The sequence below is a fragment of the Nocardioides sp. InS609-2 genome (assembly GCF_023208195.1).
In the GTDB taxonomy this organism is placed as follows: Bacteria; Actinomycetota; Actinomycetes; order Propionibacteriales; family Nocardioidaceae; genus Nocardioides.
Window position 1 is genome coordinate 1,998,470 of record NZ_CP060034.1, and the last position, 16,078, is coordinate 2,014,547.

A 16,078-nucleotide genomic window follows, 5' to 3' on the forward strand; every position below is an offset into this window, starting at 1 on the left:
GCGACTCTCACTGCAGTCCCCGGATCGCGCGCTGCGGCGGACGCCGGCCGGCGATGGTGTCGATCATGTCGACGACCTGACGGGTCTCGGTGACCTCGTGCACGCGGTAGATCCGGGCGCCGGCGAGCGCGCAGACGGCGGTGGCGGCGAGGGTGCCGGTCAGCCGCTCACCCACGGGTACGTCGAGGGTCTCGCCGACGAAGTCCTTGTTGGAGAGCGACACGAGCACCGGCCAGCCGGTGGCGACCAGCTCGCCCAGACGGCGGGTGATCTCGAGCGAGTGGAAGGTGTTCTTGCCGAAGTCGTGGGCGGGGTCGATCACGATCGACTCACGGCGTACGCCGGCGGCAAGCGCCCGCTCGGCATAGGCGACGGTGTCGTGGATGGCAGAGGCCACCACGTCGTCGTACTCCAGGCGATAGGGCCTGGTGCGCGGGGTCGCCCCGCCGGTGTGGGTGCAGATGATCGCGGCGCCGTGCTCGGCCGCCGCGTCGACCAGCGCGGGATCCGCGCCACCCCAGGCATCGTTGAGCACGTCGGCGCCCTCGGCGCACACCACTCGACCGACCTCGGCCCGCCAGGTGTCGACGGAGATGACCAGGTCGGGATACGCCGACCGCACGCGGCCCACGAACGAGGCGACCCGGCGGATCTCCTCGGCGGCGTCGATCTCGACGCCCGGAGCCGCCTTGATGCCGCCGATGTCGACGATCTCGGCGCCCTGGTCGACGACCTGCGCGACCCGGTCGAAGGCCTTGTCCTCGGCCCAGGTGGCGCCCTTGTCGTAGAACGAGTCGGGGGTGCGGTTGACGATGGCCATCATCAGCGTGGCGTCGTCGGCGAACGGGTGCCGACCGAGCACGAGTGTCACCTGAGCTCCTCTGCCGGCGGTCGTTCGAGCGTGGGGACCATCATCTCGACCGCCTCGACCCGCTCGCCCTCGGGGTGGAACTGGCGCAGCACCACGCCTGTGTCGGAGCGCTCGAGGCCCGCGCGGTCGAGCGCCGCCGCCAGGATCTGGGTCGACATCCCGCCCAGGTCACGGAGCGCCTGGTGGCGGTGCGCCCGGCGGCCGAGGTCGACCTGGGCCAGGGCAGCTTGGCCGTGGGTGCGCACGGTGTCGACCAGCGCGGCCAGCTCGACGGCGTACCCGGTCGGGATCGCCAGCGAGCCGAAGAGCTCGCGGCGGATCGCCCACTCCCCGGCCAGCGGCTGGATGAGTCCGGCCAGCTCGGGAAAGAGCACCGCGACGAGGGGTCGGGCGACGAGCTCGGTCACCCGGCCACCTTCGAAGGCCGATGCCGGGTCGTCCCCGAACGGGCGCTCGTAGAAGCCCTTGACCAGCTGCGGCGCGGGATCGGTGAGCAGCGGCCCCAGCAGCCCCGGGACGAAGTGGGTGTCCCAGTCGAGCAGGTCGGCGTCCATGAAAACGACGACGTCACCGGTCGTGACGAACTGCGACTTCCACATCGCCTCGCCCTTGCCCGGGTGCGAGCCCAGGTCGGGACGGATGTCGGCCGACCGGTGCACGACGGCGCCGGCGTCCTCGGCCACGGCGTACGTCTGGTCGGTCGAGTCGGAGTCGATGACCACGATCTCGTCGAGCAGCGACACCGTCTCCATCAGCGCGTCTCGCACACGCGTCACGACGTCGCCGACGGTGGCGGCCTCGTTCCGGGCTGGTACGACGAGACTCACCCGGGTCGCGCCCTTGGCTGCGACCAGGTCGGCGAGGGCCCAGTCGTCCCAGTGGTAGGTCGCGATCATCGTGGCGACGATAGCCGTGGAGTCACGACAGGTAGGAGCGCACGCCCCGCACGAGCCCCTTCGCGTACGTCGCCCGGCCGCGCTTGCTGGTCATCCGCCGGGCCTCGGCGGCGCTGCGCATGTTGCCCAGCTCGACCATCACGACCGGCATCTCGGAGAGATTGAGGGTGCCGAGGTCACCGCGCACGTCGATGCCGTCGCCGCCGGCGATGTAGTTGGCCACTGGCAGACCGGCCCGCTTCAGTCCGCGCTTCATGTCGCGGGCCAGAGAGGCGGACGGGGGCGCGATGTCGGCGGTCCAACCTGGCCGCGAGGCCGGCGTGATGACGTGGAAGCCGCGAGCCCCCGCGGCGTACGACCCGTCAGCGTGGATGCTGATCTTCAGGTCGGCGTCGATGTCGTTGCCGGCGCGGCCGCGCACGTCCACGCACGGGCCCCAGCGGTCCTGCCGGTTGGTGGTGCGCACCATCACGACCCGGGCACCGAGGTGAAGCAGCCGCGCGCGCACCAGCCGGGTGACCTGCCAGGTGAACGTCGCCTCCGGGTAGCCACCGTTGGTCGACGTACCGGTCGTGTTGCACGGCTTGGAAAACCCCCCCGCCGGCACCGGCCGGTTGATCTGCTGTGGGTAGTTGTGGTTGCCGAGCTGGTGCCCGGCATCGAGGACGACGACCCGCCCGGCGAGCGGTCGGTCCGCTGGTTGAGGAGGTTGCCGAGCAACCGTCTCGAAACCCGCGGCGCCCCCGATCAGGGACAGCGCGAGAGCCAGGGCCGCGATCATTCGTAGCCCAGGATCTCCTGGCGCTTCTCCCCCCAGGCGAGCGCCGAGGCGATGGCGTCGTCGAGGTCCAGCTCGGTCTGCCAGCCCAGCAGCTCGGCCGACCGGTCGACGTTGGCGAACGCACCCACGGCGTCACCCGGACGCGGCGGTGCCTCACGCAGCGGCACGGTCTGGCCGGAGACCCGTTCGAACGACGCGATCAGCTCGCGCACGGTGACCCCGTCGCCGCGGCCGAGGTTGATGATCGTCGAGGGCGCGTCCACGGCCGCGAGCACCTCGTCGAACTTCTCCACGGCCCGCACGTGGGCCCGCGCGAGGTCCCACACGTGGATGTAGTCGCGCAGCCCCGTGCCGTCACGGGTGGGCAGATCGGTGCCGGTGATCGTGAACTCGTCCTTGATGCCGCGCGCGGCCATCACGAGCTGACCGATGACGTGCGACGGCTCCTTGGCGTAGATGCCGGTCTCGAGGTCCGGGTCGGAGCCCATCGGATTGAAGTAGCGCAGGATGATCGCGCGCAGGTCGGTCGCGGCGGCGATGTCCTGGAGGACCATCTCCATCATCAGCTTGGTGCGGGCATACGGCGACGTGGGCGCCAATGGGTCGGTCTCCCGCACCTCGAAGTCGTCCTTGATGTCGTAGAGCGAGCCGGAGCTCGAGAAGACCACTCGCGGCTTGCCGAGCGCGAGCAGCTCGTCGAAGAGCTCGAGCGACTTGGACACGTTGTCGCGGTAGTACTCGTACGGCTTCTCCACGGACTCGGGTACGACGATCCGCGCCGCCATGTGGATCGTGGCCTCGATGTCGGGGTGCTCGGCCATGATGCGCCTCAGCAGCTCACGGTCGGCGATGTCGCCCTCGTAGAAGATCCGGTCCTGCACGAACGCCAGCGGGCCGACGAGCAAGGAGTCGAGGATGACGGGGGTGTGACCTGCCTCGTCGAGCGCCTTCGCAGTGATCGAGCCGATGTAGCCGGCGCCGCCGGTGACCAGAACCTTCATGCGAGGCAGCCTAACGAAGGCGTCGAACGGGTCGTCGTACGGCACGACCTCCCTGCTTGTCCGCTAGCCTGCCCGGGTGAGCAGCCATCGTGTGGAGGCATCACGGGTCATGGCCGTCGACCCCGTCCGGGCCTTCGACGCGCTCTTCGCGGCGCCGCGGCAGGCGATCTTCGCTCGCAGGTTCGCCGCGTTCCCTCCCATCACCGACGTGCGCGACCAGGACGGCGCCTGGGACGCGGTCGGCCAGTCGCGCACGCTGGTCCTCGGTGACGGCGGCACCCTGCACGAGACGCTGATCACGATCGACCGGCCGCACAGCTTCAGCTACGTCCTCGACGACATCCACGGCAAGCTGCGCCCGTTCATGTCGAAGATCGACGGGGTCTGGACAGTCACCCCGGAGGGCGACGGCTGCCGCATCAGCTGGGCCTGGACCCTGCACCCCGCTGCCCCGCCTGCCCGGCTCACGACGAGCGTGATCGCCAAGATGTGGCAGGGCTATGCCGACCGGGCACTGAAGAGCTTCGAGGCGATCGTCACCGCCTGACACAATCGCGCCCATGCCCAGTCATCGGCCCAGCGCGCTCATCACCGGGATCACCGGACAGGACGGGCTCTACCTCGCCGAGCTGCTGCTCGCGAAGGGCTACGAGGTGCACGGCGTGATCCGCGGCCAGAACAACCCGCGCCGCGAGCTGGTCGAGCGGCTGGTGCCCGACGTACACCTCCACAACGGCGACCTCACCGACATGTCCAGCCTGCTGCGCGCGCTGGGCAGCGCCAGGCCGGACGAGGTCTACAACCTGGGTGCGATCTCGTTCGTGGCCTACTCGTGGGAGAACGCCGCGCTCACCGCCGACGTCACCGCCAAGGGTGTGCTCACGATGCTCGAGGCGGTGCGGCTGCATGCCGGTGACGACCCGGGCGCCGTGCGGTTCTACCAGGCATCGAGCTCGGAGATGTTCGGCTCGGTGCCCGAGTGGCCGCAGCACGAACGCACGCTCCTGTGGCCACGATCGCCGTACGGCGTCAGCAAGGTTTTCGGCCACTACATGACCATCAACTACCGCGAGTCCTACGGCATGCACGCCTCATCGGGCATCCTCTTCAACCACGAGTCGCCGCGACGTGGCGAGGAGTTCGTGACCCGCAAGGTCAGCAGGGCGGTGGCGGCGATCAGCCTCGGCCTGGCCGACGAGCTCGTGCTCGGCACCCTCGACGCCCAGCGCGACTGGGGTTTCGCCGGCGACTACGTCGAGGCCATGTGGCTGATGCTCCAGCAGGACCAGCCCGACGACTACGTCATCGCCACCGGCGTCACCCACTCGATCCGCGACCTGGTCGACGTCGCGTTCAGGCACATCGGCGTCGACGACTGGAGCGGTCACGTGCGCCAGGACGACCGCTTCAGAAGGCCGGCAGAGGTCGACCGCCTCGTCGGTGATGCGAGCAAGGCGCGCGAGGTGCTCGGCTGGAAGCCGCGGGTCGGCTTCGACGAGCTCGTCGCGATGATGGTCGACGCCGACATCGCGGCGCTGAGAGCCGGCTGGTGACGCTCGCCTTCGTCACCGGCATCGGCGGCCAGGACGGCAGCTATCTCGCCGAGAGGCTGCTCGCCGACGGCGTCGAGGTGCACGCACTCGCCCGGGCGTCTGCCGGGCCTCTCCCGCACTGCCCCGCCGCCGTCACCCTGCACGCCGGCGACCTCAACGACACCCACGCGGTGCGCGGGCTGCTGCTGGAGCTCGCGCCCGACGAGGTCTACAACCTGGCCGCGATCAGCTCCGTCGCGCAGAGCTGGCAGGAGCCCGAGGCAGTACGCCGCGTCAACGGCGACGCGGCCATCGAGCTGATGGCGTCGTCGTACGCCGTCATGCAGGCAGTCGCTCGCCCGGTGCGGTTCGTGCAGGCGTCGTCGGCCGAGATCTTCGGTGCGCCGACCACCAGCCCGCAGGACGAGGGCAGCCCGCTCGCGCCTACCAACCCCTACGGCGAGGCGAAGGCGCTTGCACACCGGGCCGTGGGCACGTGGCGTGAACGCGGGCTGGCCGCGATCGCCGTGATCCTCTACAACCACGAGTCGCCACGGCGGCCCGAGCGGTTCGTGACCCGCAAGATCACCCGCGGTGTGGCCGACATCGTTCGCGGCCGAGCCGAGACGCTGGTGCTCGGCAACCTCGACGCGTCCCGAGACTGGGGCTGGGCGCCCGACCACGTCGACGCGATGGTGCGCGCCGCGCGACATCCGGTCGCGCAGGACTACGTCGTGTCGACCGGCGAGAGCCGCTCAGTCAGGGAGTTCGCCGCCGCCGCGTTCGCGCACGCGGGCATCGTCGACTGGGAGCGCCACGTGCGCGTCGACCCGTCACTCATGCGGCCCACCGATGCCGCTGATCTGCGTGGCGACAGCACGCGCGCCCGTCGCGACCTGGGCTGGCAGCCCACCAGGTCGTTCACCGAAGTGGTCGCCGCGATGGTCGAGGCCGACCTCAACGGTCGTTGAGCAGCCCGAGCAGGTACTCGCCGTACCCGCTCTTGCGCAGCGGCTCTGCTCGTTCGACCAGCTCGGCGTCGGACAGGAAGCCCATCCGCCAGGCGACCTCCTCGGGCGCACCGATCTTGGTGCCCTGCCTGCCCTCGATGGTGCGCACGAAGTTGGAGGCGTCGTTGAGCGAGTCGAACGTGCCGGTGTCGAGCCAGGCCGTGCCGCGCGGCAGCACCTCGACCTGCAGCCGGCCGGCCTCGAGGTAGCGGCGGTTGAGGTCGGTGATCTCGAGCTCACCACGCGGCGACGGCGCGAGCTCCTTGGCGAAGCCCACAACGTCGTTGTCGTAGAAGTAGAGGCCGGGCACGGCGTAGTGGCTCTTCGGCTGCTCCGGCTTCTCCTCCAGCGAGATCGCACGGCCCTCGGCGTCGAACTCCACGACGCCGTACGCCGTCGGGTCGGACACGTGGTAGCCGAACACAGCCGCCCCGTCGATGTCGGCGAAGCTGCGCAGCTGACTGCCCAGGCCCGTGCCGTAGAAGATGTTGTCGCCCAGCACGAGTCCGGCCTTCTCGCCACCGATGTGGTCGGCGCCGATGAGGAAGGCCTGCGCGAGCCCGTCGGGGCTGGCCTGTACGGCGAACGTGAGGTTGATGCCGAACTGCGACCCGTCGCCGAGCAGACGCCGGAAGGCCTCGGCCTCGTGCGGCGTGGTGATGACCAGCACGTCCCTGATGCCGGCCAGCATCAGCGTCGTGAGCGGGTAGTAGATCATCGGCTTGTCGTAGACGGGGACCAGCTGCTTGCTGATGCCCTGGGTGATCGGGTGCAGACGTGAACCGGTGCCACCGGCAAGGATGATTCCGCGCATGAGCGCAAGCCTATGGGTTCGTTGCCCTCAGGCCTTCTCTGGCACCATGACGCCATGCCTGCGACGTCTCATGGCCTGCGGCGCCGCATCCTCATCGGCTCTGTGATCCTCCTGTTCCTCTTCATCGCTCTTGTGCTGCTCGCGCTGCCCTTTCGCAGCGTGCCCGGCAATGCCGACGCCGCCCAGTCCGACCTGACGCAGGCCGTGGCGGCCATCAAGGCCGGCGACATCGAGCTGGCGGGAGAGCACGTACGCGCGGCCCGCAGCGAGGTCGACGACGTCCGCGATGTCACCAACGGGGTGAGTGGGCGAGTGTGGAGCCTGGTGCCGGTCGCGGGGTCGGGAGTGCGCGACGTACGCCACCTGGGAGATGCGCTCGACGACGTCACCGGTGCGCTGGAAGTCGTGATGGATCTGGAGCCCGCGGTCTCGGGTGAGAAGGCGTCACTCTTCCTGTCCGAGGGTGGTGTGGACATCTCGACCCTCCAGAAGGTGCTGGCCGGCGTAAACACCATCGAGGACAAGATCGACGGGGCGCGCAGTTCGCTCGACGACGTGGCTGGCACCAGCCCGATTGTCGGAGATGCCACCGCAGCGGCTCGGGATAAGGCGTTGGCCGAGGTCATCCCCGCCCAGGAGACACTCACCGATCTCCGCCCGTTGCTCTCCACCCTGCCGGGGATGCTAGGCGCAGAGAAGAAGGAGTCGTATGTTCTCGCTCTGCTCAACCCCGCGGAACAGCGCTTCTCGGGCGGCGCAGCCCTCAGTTTCTCGGGCATGACGCTTGATATGGGGCGGTTGACCCGGAGCCGCGTCAATGACGTCGGCAGCAATGCGCGCTTCTTTCGGTCGACGGTGTGGCAAGGAGTGAAGGGCAACCCCTTCCACGGTCCCTACAAGGCGCAGATCACCAAGACCACCCTGGCTCCCTCCTGGCCGGTTGCCGGCGAGGAGGTGCTCAGAGCCTGGGCACGTCTGAAGAAGAATGAGGCTGATGGACTCGTCGCTGTCGACGTGGTAGCCCTGGCGCGCCTACTCGAGGTGACCGGCCCACTGGACGTGCCCGGAGTCGGCGCGGTCACAGCTGACACCCTGGTCCCCCTCACTCTCAACAGCTATGACCGATACGACCTCGAGGCGACCGAGCAGCGACGCAAGATCAACCGGGCGCTGATCCCCGCCTTCCTGGACCAGCTCTTCGCAAGCGACGACTTCATCGGGACTGCCACCGCCCTCGCGGAGGCAGCCAAAGCCCGACACCTCGTTCTCTACCTTCGTGACCGGGCCGCACAGGAAGCCGTCACGAAGATCGGCTTCGACGGCGATCTGTCGGCCACGGACCAGGATTACGTGGGCATCTTCACCCAGAGCACGGTCGGCACCAAGGCCGACTACTGGCAGCGCAAGGTGATCAGCTCCGACGTACAACTGCGGGCCAACGGAAGCGCCCAGGTCCGGCTGCGCGTCGACCTGCGCAACGAGGCAGAGCCCCTGCCGCCAGGTGTGCCCGAGACCGGCTACACCTCGCGAGACATCTACTCCAACGTCGGCACCTTCCTGCCCGAGGGCGTGAAGGTGCGCCGAGCCACCTTCGACGACGAGCCCTTCGAGCCGGAGCTGCGCGACTACTTCGGCCGCCCGTACTTCACCAAGGGAGTGATATTGCTCCAGGGCGAGTCCAAGACGCTCACCTTGGAGTACGACGTCCCTAACGCCGCCACCGTCAAGGACGGCGAGCTCGTCTACGGCCTCGACTTCGACAACCACCCGACGGTCCGCCCCGAGGAGCTCTCGGTGACCGTTCACTGGCCCAAGGGCTTCCGGAACGCCGATCTCCCCGAGGGCTGGGTCCCCGGCAAGGGGCGCTCCGCGCGCTTCGACGCGGCTCAGGTCGCGGGCAGCGAGCAGTGGAGCCTGACCGCCCGGTCGTCCTGACGCACCCCCTAGACTCCGCCGCATGAAGCGAATTCTCGTGACCGGCGGCGCCGGGTTCATCGGATCCAACTTCGTCCACTACCTGGTGCGCGAGACGGACGCGACCATCACGGTGCTCGACAAGATGACGTACGCCGCCAACCGCGAGGCCCTCGACGGCCTCCCCGCCGGCCGGGTCGAGCTCATCGAGGGCGACGTCGCCGACGAATCCGTCGTCGAGCCGCTGGTCGCGCAGCACGACGCGGTCGTGCACTATGCCGCCGAGTCCCACAACGACAACTCGCTCGACGATCCGAGCCCGTTCATCCGCACCAACCTGATCGGCACGTTCACGATCCTCGAGGCCGTGCGCAAGCACGACGTACGCCTCCACCACATCTCCACCGACGAGGTCTACGGCGACCTCGAGCTCGACGACCCCAAGCGGTTCACCGAGGACACGCCGTACAACCCGAGCAGCCCCTACTCCGCGTCGAAGGCCGGGTCCGACCACCTGGTGCGCGCGTGGGTGCGGTCGTTCGGCGTGCGCGCGACGATCTCCAACTGCTCCAACAACTACGGGCCCTGGCAGCACATCGAGAAGTTCATCCCGCGCCAGATCACCGAGGTGCTCGACGGCCGCCGCCCCAAGCTGTACGGCAGCGGCGAGAACGTCCGGGACTGGATCCACGCCGAGGACCACTCGAGTGCCGTGTGGACGATCCTCAACGACGGCAAGGTCGGTGAGACCTACCTGATCGGCGCCGACGGCGAGAAGAACAACCTCGAGGTCGTCCGCCTGATCCTGACCCTGATGGGCCGCCCGGCCGACGAGTTCGAGCACGTGAACGACCGGGCCGGCCACGACATGCGCTACGCCATCGAGTCGGGCAAGCTGCGCAGCGAGCTGGGCTGGCGGCCGCGCTTCGAGGACTTCGAGTCCGGCCTCGCCGACACCATCGCCTGGTACACCGACCACCAGGACTGGTGGCGCCCGGCCAAGGAAGCCACCGAGGCGTCGTACGCCGCAAAGGGGATGTGACCGTGGCCCTCCCGTCGCTGGAGACCACGCCCATCCCCGGGCTGTTCGTCGTCCGCCTCGACGTGCGCGAGGACCCGCGCGGCTTCTTCAAGGAGAACTGGCAGCACCAGAAGATGCTCGACATCGGGCTGCCCGACTTCGGTCCCGTGCAGAACAACGTGTCGTTCAACGCCGACCGCGGCGTGACGCGCGGCATCCACACCGAGCCCTGGGACAAGTTCATCTCGCTGGCGACCGGCCGCATCTTCGGTGCCTGGGTCGACATGCGCGAGGGCGACTCGTTCGGCGCCACGTTCACCCTCGAGATGGACACCTCGATGGCGGTCTTCGTGCCCCGCGGGGTCGGCAACTCCTACCAGACACTCGAGGACGGCACGGCCTACACCTACCTCGTCAACCAGCACTGGCGCCCGGGCATCACCTACCCCGCGCTGGCGCTCGACGACCCGACGGTGTCGATCTCCTGGCCGATCCCGCTGGCCGAGGCCATCATCTCCGAGAAGGACCGGCAGAACCCGCAGCTCGACCGCGGTACGGCGATCGCCCGTCAGCGCACGCTCGTGGTCGGCGGCAACGGCCAGCTCGGGCAGGCGCTCCAGCAGGAGTTCCCCGACGCCGAGGGCGTCGGCCGTGACCGCCTCGACCTCACCGACACCGGTGCCGTCGCCGCCTGGCCGTGGGCCGACTACGACGTCGTACTCAATGCCGCGGCCTACACCGCTGTCGACACCGCCGAGACGGCCGAGGGACGGGTCGCCGCCTGGGCTGCCAATGCCACGGCTCCGGCCACCCTGGCGGCCCTGGCCCGGGAGCACGGCTTCACGCTCGTTCACTACTCGTCCGAGTACGTCTTCGACGGCACCGCACCCCTCGACCCGGGGCACACCGAGGACGAGCCGCTGTCACCGCTCGGCGTCTACGCCCAGAGCAAGGCGGCCGGTGAGCTCGCCGTCGCCGCAGCGCCGCGGCACTACGTCGTGCGCACGTCGTGGGTCATCGGCGACGGTGGCAACTTCGTGCGCACCATGCAACGCCTCGCCGGCAACGGCGTCTCACCGTCGGTTGTGAGCGACCAGGTCGGGCGGCTGACCTTTGCCGCCGAGCTGGCGCGCGCTACGCGGCACCTGCTCGAGTCCGACGCGGCGTACGGCACCTACCACGTGAGCAACACCGGTCCGGCGACGTCGTGGTCCGACATCGCCACCCGGGTGTTCGAGCTGTCCGGGCGCGACGCCGGCGACGTCACGCCGATCAGTTCAGAGGAGTATGCCGCGGGCAAGACGCTCGCCCCGCGACCGCTGAACAGCACGATGAATCTCGCCAAGATCAGGGCCACCGGCTTCGAGCCGGAGGACGCCTTCGTCGCGCTGGAGCGTTACTGCGCCGGGGCTTCGGCGTCCTCGCGACCGTAGTCGTCCTCGAGGCGGCAGATGTCGTCCTCACCGGTGTAGCCGCCGCGCTGGACCTCGATGATCACGAGCTCCTCGGAGCCGAGATTGGCGATGCGGTGCGCGGCGCCCTGGACGACGTCGACCGAGCGTCCCGGGCCGACCTCGATCGTCTCGCCGTTGATGACGCAGGTGGCCACACCGAAGATGACGACCCAGTGCTCGGATCGGTGCTCGTGGGTCTGATACGACAGGCGCGCGCCGGGGTTGACGTGAATGCGCTTGACCTTGTAGCCCTGGCCGTCGTCGATCACGTGCCACGAGCCCCAGGGGCGCTCTTCCGAATCCATTGCCCAAGGCTAGTCGGTCGCTCAGTGCCGACCGCGTCCGCCCGACACTGGCGCGAGCAGGCACAGCGCCGCAAGAGCGCGGACGACCTCCACCGGTGGCCCCGAAGTCGGCAAGCCGTTGATCTGGTCATCGGAGATGCCAGGCACGGGCACGTGGGACACCAACGAGTGCTCGGGCCGGACGTCTTGGGGCTCGTCGTCGGCGAAGAGCTCCTCATGGAGCTTCTCACCGGCGCGGAGGCCGGTGATCTCGATCGGCACCGGGCGGCCGGACTGCTCGATCAGCTGGTCCGCCACGTCGATGATCCTGATCGGGTCGCCCATGTCGAGGACGAGCGCCTCGCCGGGGCGACCGATCGCGGCCGCCTGTACGACGAGCTGGCACGCCTCCACGATCGTCATGAAGTAGCGGGTGACCTCCCGGTCGGTCACCGTGACTGGCCCGCCCGCAGCGATCTGCTGGGCGAAGGCGGTCAGCACCGAGCCCCGGCTGCCGAGCACGTTGCCGAACCGGACGGAGAGGTAGGTGCCCTGTTCGTACGCCGCGTGGCTGGCCGTGATACGCTCGGCGATCCGCTTGGAGTAGCCGAGCACGCTCGACGGGTTGGCGGCCTTGTCGGTCGAGATGTTGACGAAGCGTTCGACGCCAACCTCTCGGGCGGCGTCGAGGACGTTGCGGGTGCCGATGACGTTGGTCTTGACCGCCTCGGCGGGGAACTGCTCCAGCATCGGGAGGTGCTTGAGCGCGGCTGCGTGGAACACCACCTGCGGTCGGCGATCCGTGAAGATGGTGCGGAGGGCGTCGGGGTCCCTGATGTCGCACAGGATCACGTCGTCGGAGTCGAGCAGTGCCCGGCCTCGGAGAGATAGCTGCACAGCATGGAGCGCCGACTCGTCGCGGTCGAGCATCATCAGCTCACCCGGGGAGAAGCGGTCGATCTGGCGACACAGCTCTGCTCCGATCGAGCCACCAGCACCGGTGACCAGCACTCGCTTGCCGGCGAGGTTGCCGGCGATCGACTCGATGTCGGTGTCGAGCTGGTGCCGGCCGAGGACGTCGGTGAGATTGATGTCGCGGATGTCGCGAATACCGACGTGCGCCGACAGGAGCTCGTTGGTGCCCGGGAGCACCTTGACGTGCAGGCCGGCCGCAAGGGCGATCTGGTTGAGGTCGGTGATGATCTTGGCCGAGGCGCTCGGAATGGCGAGGATCACCGTGTCGACTCCGTGCTCCGCCGCGACGTCGACGAGGGCAGGTATCTGCCCCAGGACGGGAACCCCGCGGATCCGTCGGTGGCGCTTGTAGGGGTCGTCGTCGAGCATGCCGACGGGGCGCCACTGGTGAGAGGGGTCCCTGAGCATGGAAGCGATCAGGTCGTGTGCGGCATCCCCTGCACCGACGAGAAGGACCGGGGTGGACCCTTCGGCCCGCATGAGCTCCTGGTCGCGCTCCTTCAGCCGTCGCCAGAGAGCACGGCCGAGAGCCGTCATGAAGAGGGTCAGGAGGGCTGCTCCGAGCGGCACGCTCCGAGGCACGTGGATGTCGGCGAAGTTGATGACGAAGAGGAGAAGCCCGATGAGGGAGATGACCGAACCGAGGACGATCAGCTCATCTAGGCTCGCGATCCGTGAGCGGCCGTGGTGCAGGCGCACAGCGAAGCCCAGCACCACGTGGAGGACAGCGGCCACCGCTCCGAAGATCAGCGCAGGGCTCCAGTCGGCAACATCCCAGTCCAGACGCAGCCCGGACCACACAATGAATGCGGTCAACCAGCAAGCGGCATCGAAGAGCATCACCACCGGCGTCTTGCGGCGCTGCAGGCGTCTCATCATTTCGGACATCCGGAAACCCCCATGTTTCCTCGCGTTGCCGCAATCGCTGCCGAGGCAGCGGAACAGCCTTCTGCATTTGTCGGCGTCAGTGTGCCACCCGTTACAGTGACTCGGCGAAATGCCGCACAACTTTCAACAATGAACGGAATCACGTGGAACTGAAGGACTACTGGTCGACGATTCGCCGACGCTGGCGGGTCGTTGCCCTCTGTTTCGTCGGTGCCATGGCCGTCGCCGCGCTGCTCACCTGGCAGGCGACGCCGCAGTACTCGTCCTCGGCGCAGCTCTTCGTGTCCACGACGCCTTCCGACTCCAACGACGCCTACACCGGCAACCTCTTCGCCACCCAACGAGTTGCGTCGTACGCCGACCTGGTGACAAGTCGCCAGCTCGCCGAGCGGGTCGCCGACAGCCTCGGCGGCGACGCGGACGCCGACGTGCTGCGCACCCAGGTAGCGGCCACGGTGGTGCCCGAGACCGTGCTGCTCCAGCTCACCGCCACCGACCCGGATCCGGTCGTTGCCCGCGACATCGCCCAGGCCTATGCCCAGAGCCTCACGGAGCTCGTCGAGGACCTCGAGACGCCCAGCGGCAAGCGTGACGCCCTGATCCGGGCCTCGATCGTGGATGACGCCCAGGAGAACACCGTCCCCGTGTCCCCGCAGCCGCTCCGCAACCTCGGGCTGGCGGCTGTGCTCGGCCTGCTGCTCGGCGTCGGCCTGGCCGTCGCCCGCGAGCTGCTCGACACCTCGGTGACGTCCAGCGACGACGTCAGTGAGGTCACCAGCGCGCCGATCCTGGCCAACATCTCCAACGACCAGGCCGCCCACCTCCCGCCGCACGAGGTGCTGAGCCAGGCGACCCCGTGGGCAGAGGCCTTCCGCGTGCTGCGCACCAACATGCAGTACGTCGAGGTCGACCACGACCAGAAGGTCGTCGTCGTCACGAGCTCCCTGCCCGGCGAAGGCAAATCGACGGTGGCCATCAACCTCGCGATCACGATGGCCCAGGCCGGGCAGCGCGTCGCCCTCGTGGAGTGTGACCTGCGACGCCCCCTGATCGCTCCGCGGCTCGGTCTCGACGGCGCCGTGGGCACCACGAGCATCCTCATCGGCAAGGTCTCCCTCGACGACGCGCTGCTGGAGTACGCGAACACGGGGCTCCAGGTGCTGGCCTGCGGCCCGATCCCGCCCAACCCGTCGGAGCTCCTCCAGTCGACCGCCATGGAGAAGCTCCTCGGCGAGCTGCGCGACCGTTTCGACATCGTCGTGCTCGACGCTCCCCCGCTGCTTCCCGTCACCGACGCCGCGCTGCTCTCCACTCAGGTCGACGGCGCCGTGATCGTGGCTCGTCACGGGCGCACCACGCGTGACCAGCTGGCCCACGCGGTCGAACGACTCGAGGCCGTCGACGCCAAGACCCTGGGCGTGATCATCAATATGTCGCCGTCGAGGAAGAACACGAGCGGCTACGGATATGGCTACGGGTATGGCTACGGGTATGGCTACGAGCAGGAGGCGGGCAAGAGCAAGCGCTCCGCCCGCGAGACCAAGGCGATGGCCAAGGCATTGAAGAAGGCCGACAAGCAGGAGTCAGTGGGCTCGCGTCGTAAGCGCGGCTGAGCCTCTCCCGTAGTCGTTCTCAGCGGCGCGTCACCTCGGCCAGGGCAGGCCGCACGTCAGCGAGGTAGACGAAGGCCGCGATGGTGAACGCCAGCGAGATCAGGCTGATCGGCGACGAGCTCAGCATGATCAGCTGGGCGGCGAAGCCGACCGCGAGCAGGATCGACCAGCCGGGCTTCGTGAGCTTGCCGGCGGCCTCATAGGCCGGGCCGCTGAACGTGAGGGCGCTGATCAGGGCAAACCCCTTCACCGCCAGCATCACCAGCAGTACGACGAGATACACCCAGCCCTCGAGCTCGAACACAGTCACGCCCACAGCCTACGCGGCTGGCCCCGGTGGTCGAGTGCCCGCGAGGAACGGAGCGGGTGCATCGAGACCCTCTCGCATGCGAAAGGCGCAGACCCCCGGACCACATACGACCGGGGTCTGCGCCTCACGCAGGATTCAGAACAGCGCGAGCTGCCCGTCGTCTGAGTCTCTTCAGTCGCCGACCTTCTGGGCGGCGTCCACGAGGGCGTCGACAGCGTTGGTCGCGGTCTTCGTCGCGGCGGTCGCGGTGGCCTTGGCCGACGACTTGGTCGCGGTGGCCTTCTTCTTGGTGGCCGGGGTGACCTTCTTGGCCGACGCCTTGCGGGCGGCGGCGGTCTTGGCGGCCTGGGTCTTCGTGCTCTTGGCCTTGGCCACCGTGGTCTTGGCGGACGTGGTGGTCGCGACGGTCGACTCCTGCTTGCGGATCCGGCCGACGAGGCTCTGGCCACGCGAGACGAGGTCGCCGTACGCCGCGGTGTTGTCGTTGAGCAGCTCGGCGACGCGGGCCTCGATCGCCTTGCGACGGGCGGTCACGACGGTGACGGCCTGATCGCGCAGGGTCTTGGGGTCGAGGTCGATCTGGGTGACCGACTTCTGGGCGGTCGCGACGAAGTCGCGGACGACCTCGACGGCGAGGTCGTTGGCGCCGACACCGGCGTAGAACGCGCGGGTCGCTTCGGTCTTGACGTCGAACGTGGCCTTGGCCATGGGGTT

At 68.8% G+C, this 16,078-nt stretch carries 16 protein-coding genes; 7 read left to right on the top strand and 9 right to left on the bottom strand.

The window, feature by feature from the left end; all coding sequences use genetic code 11:
• Positions 1 to 7 precede the first annotated feature (7 nt).
• The 4 genes from folP to galE are packed head-to-tail and all read right to left on the bottom strand — an operon-like array spanning position 8 to position 3,549.
• Positions 8 to 871, bottom strand: a complete 864-nt coding sequence (gene folP, locus H4Q84_RS10460) for a dihydropteroate synthase (protein WP_248583325.1) — start codon at positions 869 to 871, stop codon at positions 8 to 10.
• Positions 868 to 1,767, bottom strand: a complete 900-nt coding sequence (locus tag H4Q84_RS10465) for a glucosyl-3-phosphoglycerate synthase (RefSeq protein WP_248583326.1) — start codon at positions 1,765 to 1,767, stop codon at positions 868 to 870. The genes folP and H4Q84_RS10465 overlap by 4 nt, the downstream gene beginning before the upstream one ends.
• Positions 1,768 to 1,789: 22 nt before the next feature.
• Entirely contained in the window at positions 1,790 to 2,548 is a 759-nt protein-coding gene (locus tag H4Q84_RS10470; protein ID WP_248583327.1) for an N-acetylmuramoyl-L-alanine amidase, read from the bottom strand.
• The gene (galE, locus tag H4Q84_RS10475) at positions 2,545 to 3,549 is read right to left on the bottom strand and encodes a UDP-glucose 4-epimerase GalE (protein WP_248583328.1); all 1,005 of its coding nucleotides are present in this window, start codon (positions 3,547 to 3,549) and stop codon (positions 2,545 to 2,547) included. The genes H4Q84_RS10470 and galE overlap by 4 nt, the downstream gene beginning before the upstream one ends.
• A 76-nt stretch (positions 3,550 to 3,625) precedes the next feature.
• Between galE and H4Q84_RS10480 the strand changes: the two genes are divergently transcribed.
• The 3 genes from H4Q84_RS10480 to H4Q84_RS10490 are packed head-to-tail and all read left to right on the top strand — an operon-like array spanning position 3,626 to position 6,052.
• Positions 3,626 to 4,096 (top strand): SRPBCC family protein, encoded by a 471-nt coding sequence (locus H4Q84_RS10480; RefSeq protein WP_248583329.1) that lies wholly within the window; start codon positions 3,626 to 3,628, stop codon positions 4,094 to 4,096.
• A 13-nt stretch (positions 4,097 to 4,109) separates the two neighbouring features.
• Positions 4,110 to 5,102, top strand: a complete 993-nt coding sequence (gene gmd, locus H4Q84_RS10485) for a GDP-mannose 4,6-dehydratase (RefSeq protein ID WP_248583330.1) — start codon at positions 4,110 to 4,112, stop codon at positions 5,100 to 5,102.
• Positions 5,099 to 6,052 carry a GDP-mannose 4,6-dehydratase gene (locus H4Q84_RS10490; RefSeq protein ID WP_248583331.1) on the top strand — a complete coding sequence of 318 codons (954 nt, stop codon included), beginning with the start codon at positions 5,099 to 5,101 and terminating at the stop codon, positions 6,050 to 6,052. The genes gmd and H4Q84_RS10490 overlap by 4 nt, the downstream gene beginning before the upstream one ends.
• On the opposite strand, the gene rfbA is transcribed toward H4Q84_RS10490, so the two are convergent.
• Positions 6,039 to 6,905 carry a glucose-1-phosphate thymidylyltransferase RfbA gene (gene rfbA, locus H4Q84_RS10495; protein WP_248583332.1) on the bottom strand — a complete coding sequence of 289 codons (867 nt, stop codon included), beginning with the start codon at positions 6,903 to 6,905 and terminating at the stop codon, positions 6,039 to 6,041. The genes H4Q84_RS10490 and rfbA overlap by 14 nt on opposite strands.
• A gap of 54 nt (positions 6,906 to 6,959) precedes the next feature.
• Here rfbA and H4Q84_RS10500 point away from each other — a divergent pair, with 54 nt between their 5' ends.
• Genes H4Q84_RS10500 through H4Q84_RS10510 form a run of 3 tightly spaced genes read left to right on the top strand, consistent with a single transcriptional unit; the run spans position 6,960 to position 11,273 of the window.
• Positions 6,960 to 8,840, top strand: a complete 1,881-nt coding sequence (locus H4Q84_RS10500; RefSeq protein WP_248583333.1) for a DUF4012 domain-containing protein — start codon at positions 6,960 to 6,962, stop codon at positions 8,838 to 8,840.
• A gap of 22 nt (positions 8,841 to 8,862) precedes the next feature.
• On the top strand, positions 8,863 to 9,861 hold the full coding sequence (gene rfbB / locus H4Q84_RS10505) for a dTDP-glucose 4,6-dehydratase (RefSeq protein WP_248583334.1): 999 nt from the start codon (positions 8,863 to 8,865) through the stop codon (positions 9,859 to 9,861).
• 2 nt (positions 9,862 to 9,863) lie between these two features.
• Entirely contained in the window at positions 9,864 to 11,273 is a 1,410-nt protein-coding gene (locus tag H4Q84_RS10510) for a sugar nucleotide-binding protein (protein WP_248583335.1), read from the top strand.
• On the opposite strand, the gene H4Q84_RS10515 is transcribed toward H4Q84_RS10510, so the two are convergent.
• Both H4Q84_RS10515 and H4Q84_RS10520 read right to left on the bottom strand, forming a co-directional pair.
• Positions 11,237 to 11,599 (bottom strand): phosphomannose isomerase type II C-terminal cupin domain, encoded by a 363-nt coding sequence (locus H4Q84_RS10515; RefSeq protein ID WP_248583336.1) that lies wholly within the window; start codon positions 11,597 to 11,599, stop codon positions 11,237 to 11,239. The genes H4Q84_RS10510 and H4Q84_RS10515 overlap by 37 nt on opposite strands.
• Positions 11,600 to 11,620: 21 nt before the next feature.
• Positions 11,621 to 13,441: a nucleoside-diphosphate sugar epimerase/dehydratase gene (locus H4Q84_RS10520; protein ID WP_248583337.1), complete on the bottom strand. Its 1,821-nt coding sequence runs from the start codon at positions 13,439 to 13,441 to the stop codon at positions 11,621 to 11,623.
• 143 nt (positions 13,442 to 13,584) lie between these two features.
• Between H4Q84_RS10520 and H4Q84_RS10525 the strand changes: the two genes are divergently transcribed.
• Positions 13,585 to 15,054: a polysaccharide biosynthesis tyrosine autokinase gene (locus H4Q84_RS10525; protein ID WP_248583338.1), complete on the top strand. Its 1,470-nt coding sequence runs from the start codon at positions 13,585 to 13,587 to the stop codon at positions 15,052 to 15,054.
• A gap of 19 nt (positions 15,055 to 15,073) precedes the next feature.
• On the opposite strand, the gene H4Q84_RS10530 is transcribed toward H4Q84_RS10525, so the two are convergent.
• Positions 15,074 to 15,364: a DUF2516 family protein gene (locus H4Q84_RS10530; RefSeq protein ID WP_248583339.1), complete on the bottom strand. Its 291-nt coding sequence runs from the start codon at positions 15,362 to 15,364 to the stop codon at positions 15,074 to 15,076.
• 171 nt (positions 15,365 to 15,535) lie between these two features.
• Positions 15,536 to 16,072: a hypothetical protein gene (locus H4Q84_RS10535; RefSeq protein ID WP_248583340.1), complete on the bottom strand. Its 537-nt coding sequence runs from the start codon at positions 16,070 to 16,072 to the stop codon at positions 15,536 to 15,538.
• Positions 16,073 to 16,078 lie beyond the last annotated feature (6 nt).

What these genes read in the sequence shown, in the direction of transcription:
- H4Q84_RS10465 (WP_248583326.1), bottom strand. Translation starts at nt 1,767, where the DNA reads ATGATCGCGACCTACCACTGGGACGACTGGGCCCTCGCCGACCTGGTC.
- H4Q84_RS10470 (WP_248583327.1), bottom strand. Translation starts at nt 2,548, where the DNA reads ATGATCGCGGCCCTGGCTCTCGCGCTGTCCCTGATCGGGGGCGCCGCG.
- galE (WP_248583328.1), bottom strand. Translation starts at nt 3,549, where the DNA reads ATGAAGGTTCTGGTCACCGGCGGCGCCGGCTACATCGGCTCGATCACT.
- gmd (WP_248583330.1), top strand. Translation starts at nt 4,110, where the DNA reads ATGCCCAGTCATCGGCCCAGCGCGCTCATCACCGGGATCACCGGACAG.
- rfbA (WP_248583332.1), bottom strand. Translation starts at nt 6,905, where the DNA reads ATGCGCGGAATCATCCTTGCCGGTGGCACCGGTTCACGTCTGCACCCG.
- H4Q84_RS10500 (WP_248583333.1), top strand. Translation starts at nt 6,960, where the DNA reads ATGCCTGCGACGTCTCATGGCCTGCGGCGCCGCATCCTCATCGGCTCT.
- rfbB (WP_248583334.1), top strand. Translation starts at nt 8,863, where the DNA reads ATGAAGCGAATTCTCGTGACCGGCGGCGCCGGGTTCATCGGATCCAAC.
- H4Q84_RS10515 (WP_248583336.1), bottom strand. Translation starts at nt 11,599, where the DNA reads ATGGATTCGGAAGAGCGCCCCTGGGGCTCGTGGCACGTGATCGACGAC.
- H4Q84_RS10520 (WP_248583337.1), bottom strand. Translation starts at nt 13,441, where the DNA reads ATGTCCGAAATGATGAGACGCCTGCAGCGCCGCAAGACGCCGGTGGTG.
- H4Q84_RS10535 (WP_248583340.1), bottom strand. Translation starts at nt 16,072, where the DNA reads ATGGCCAAGGCCACGTTCGACGTCAAGACCGAAGCGACCCGCGCGTTC.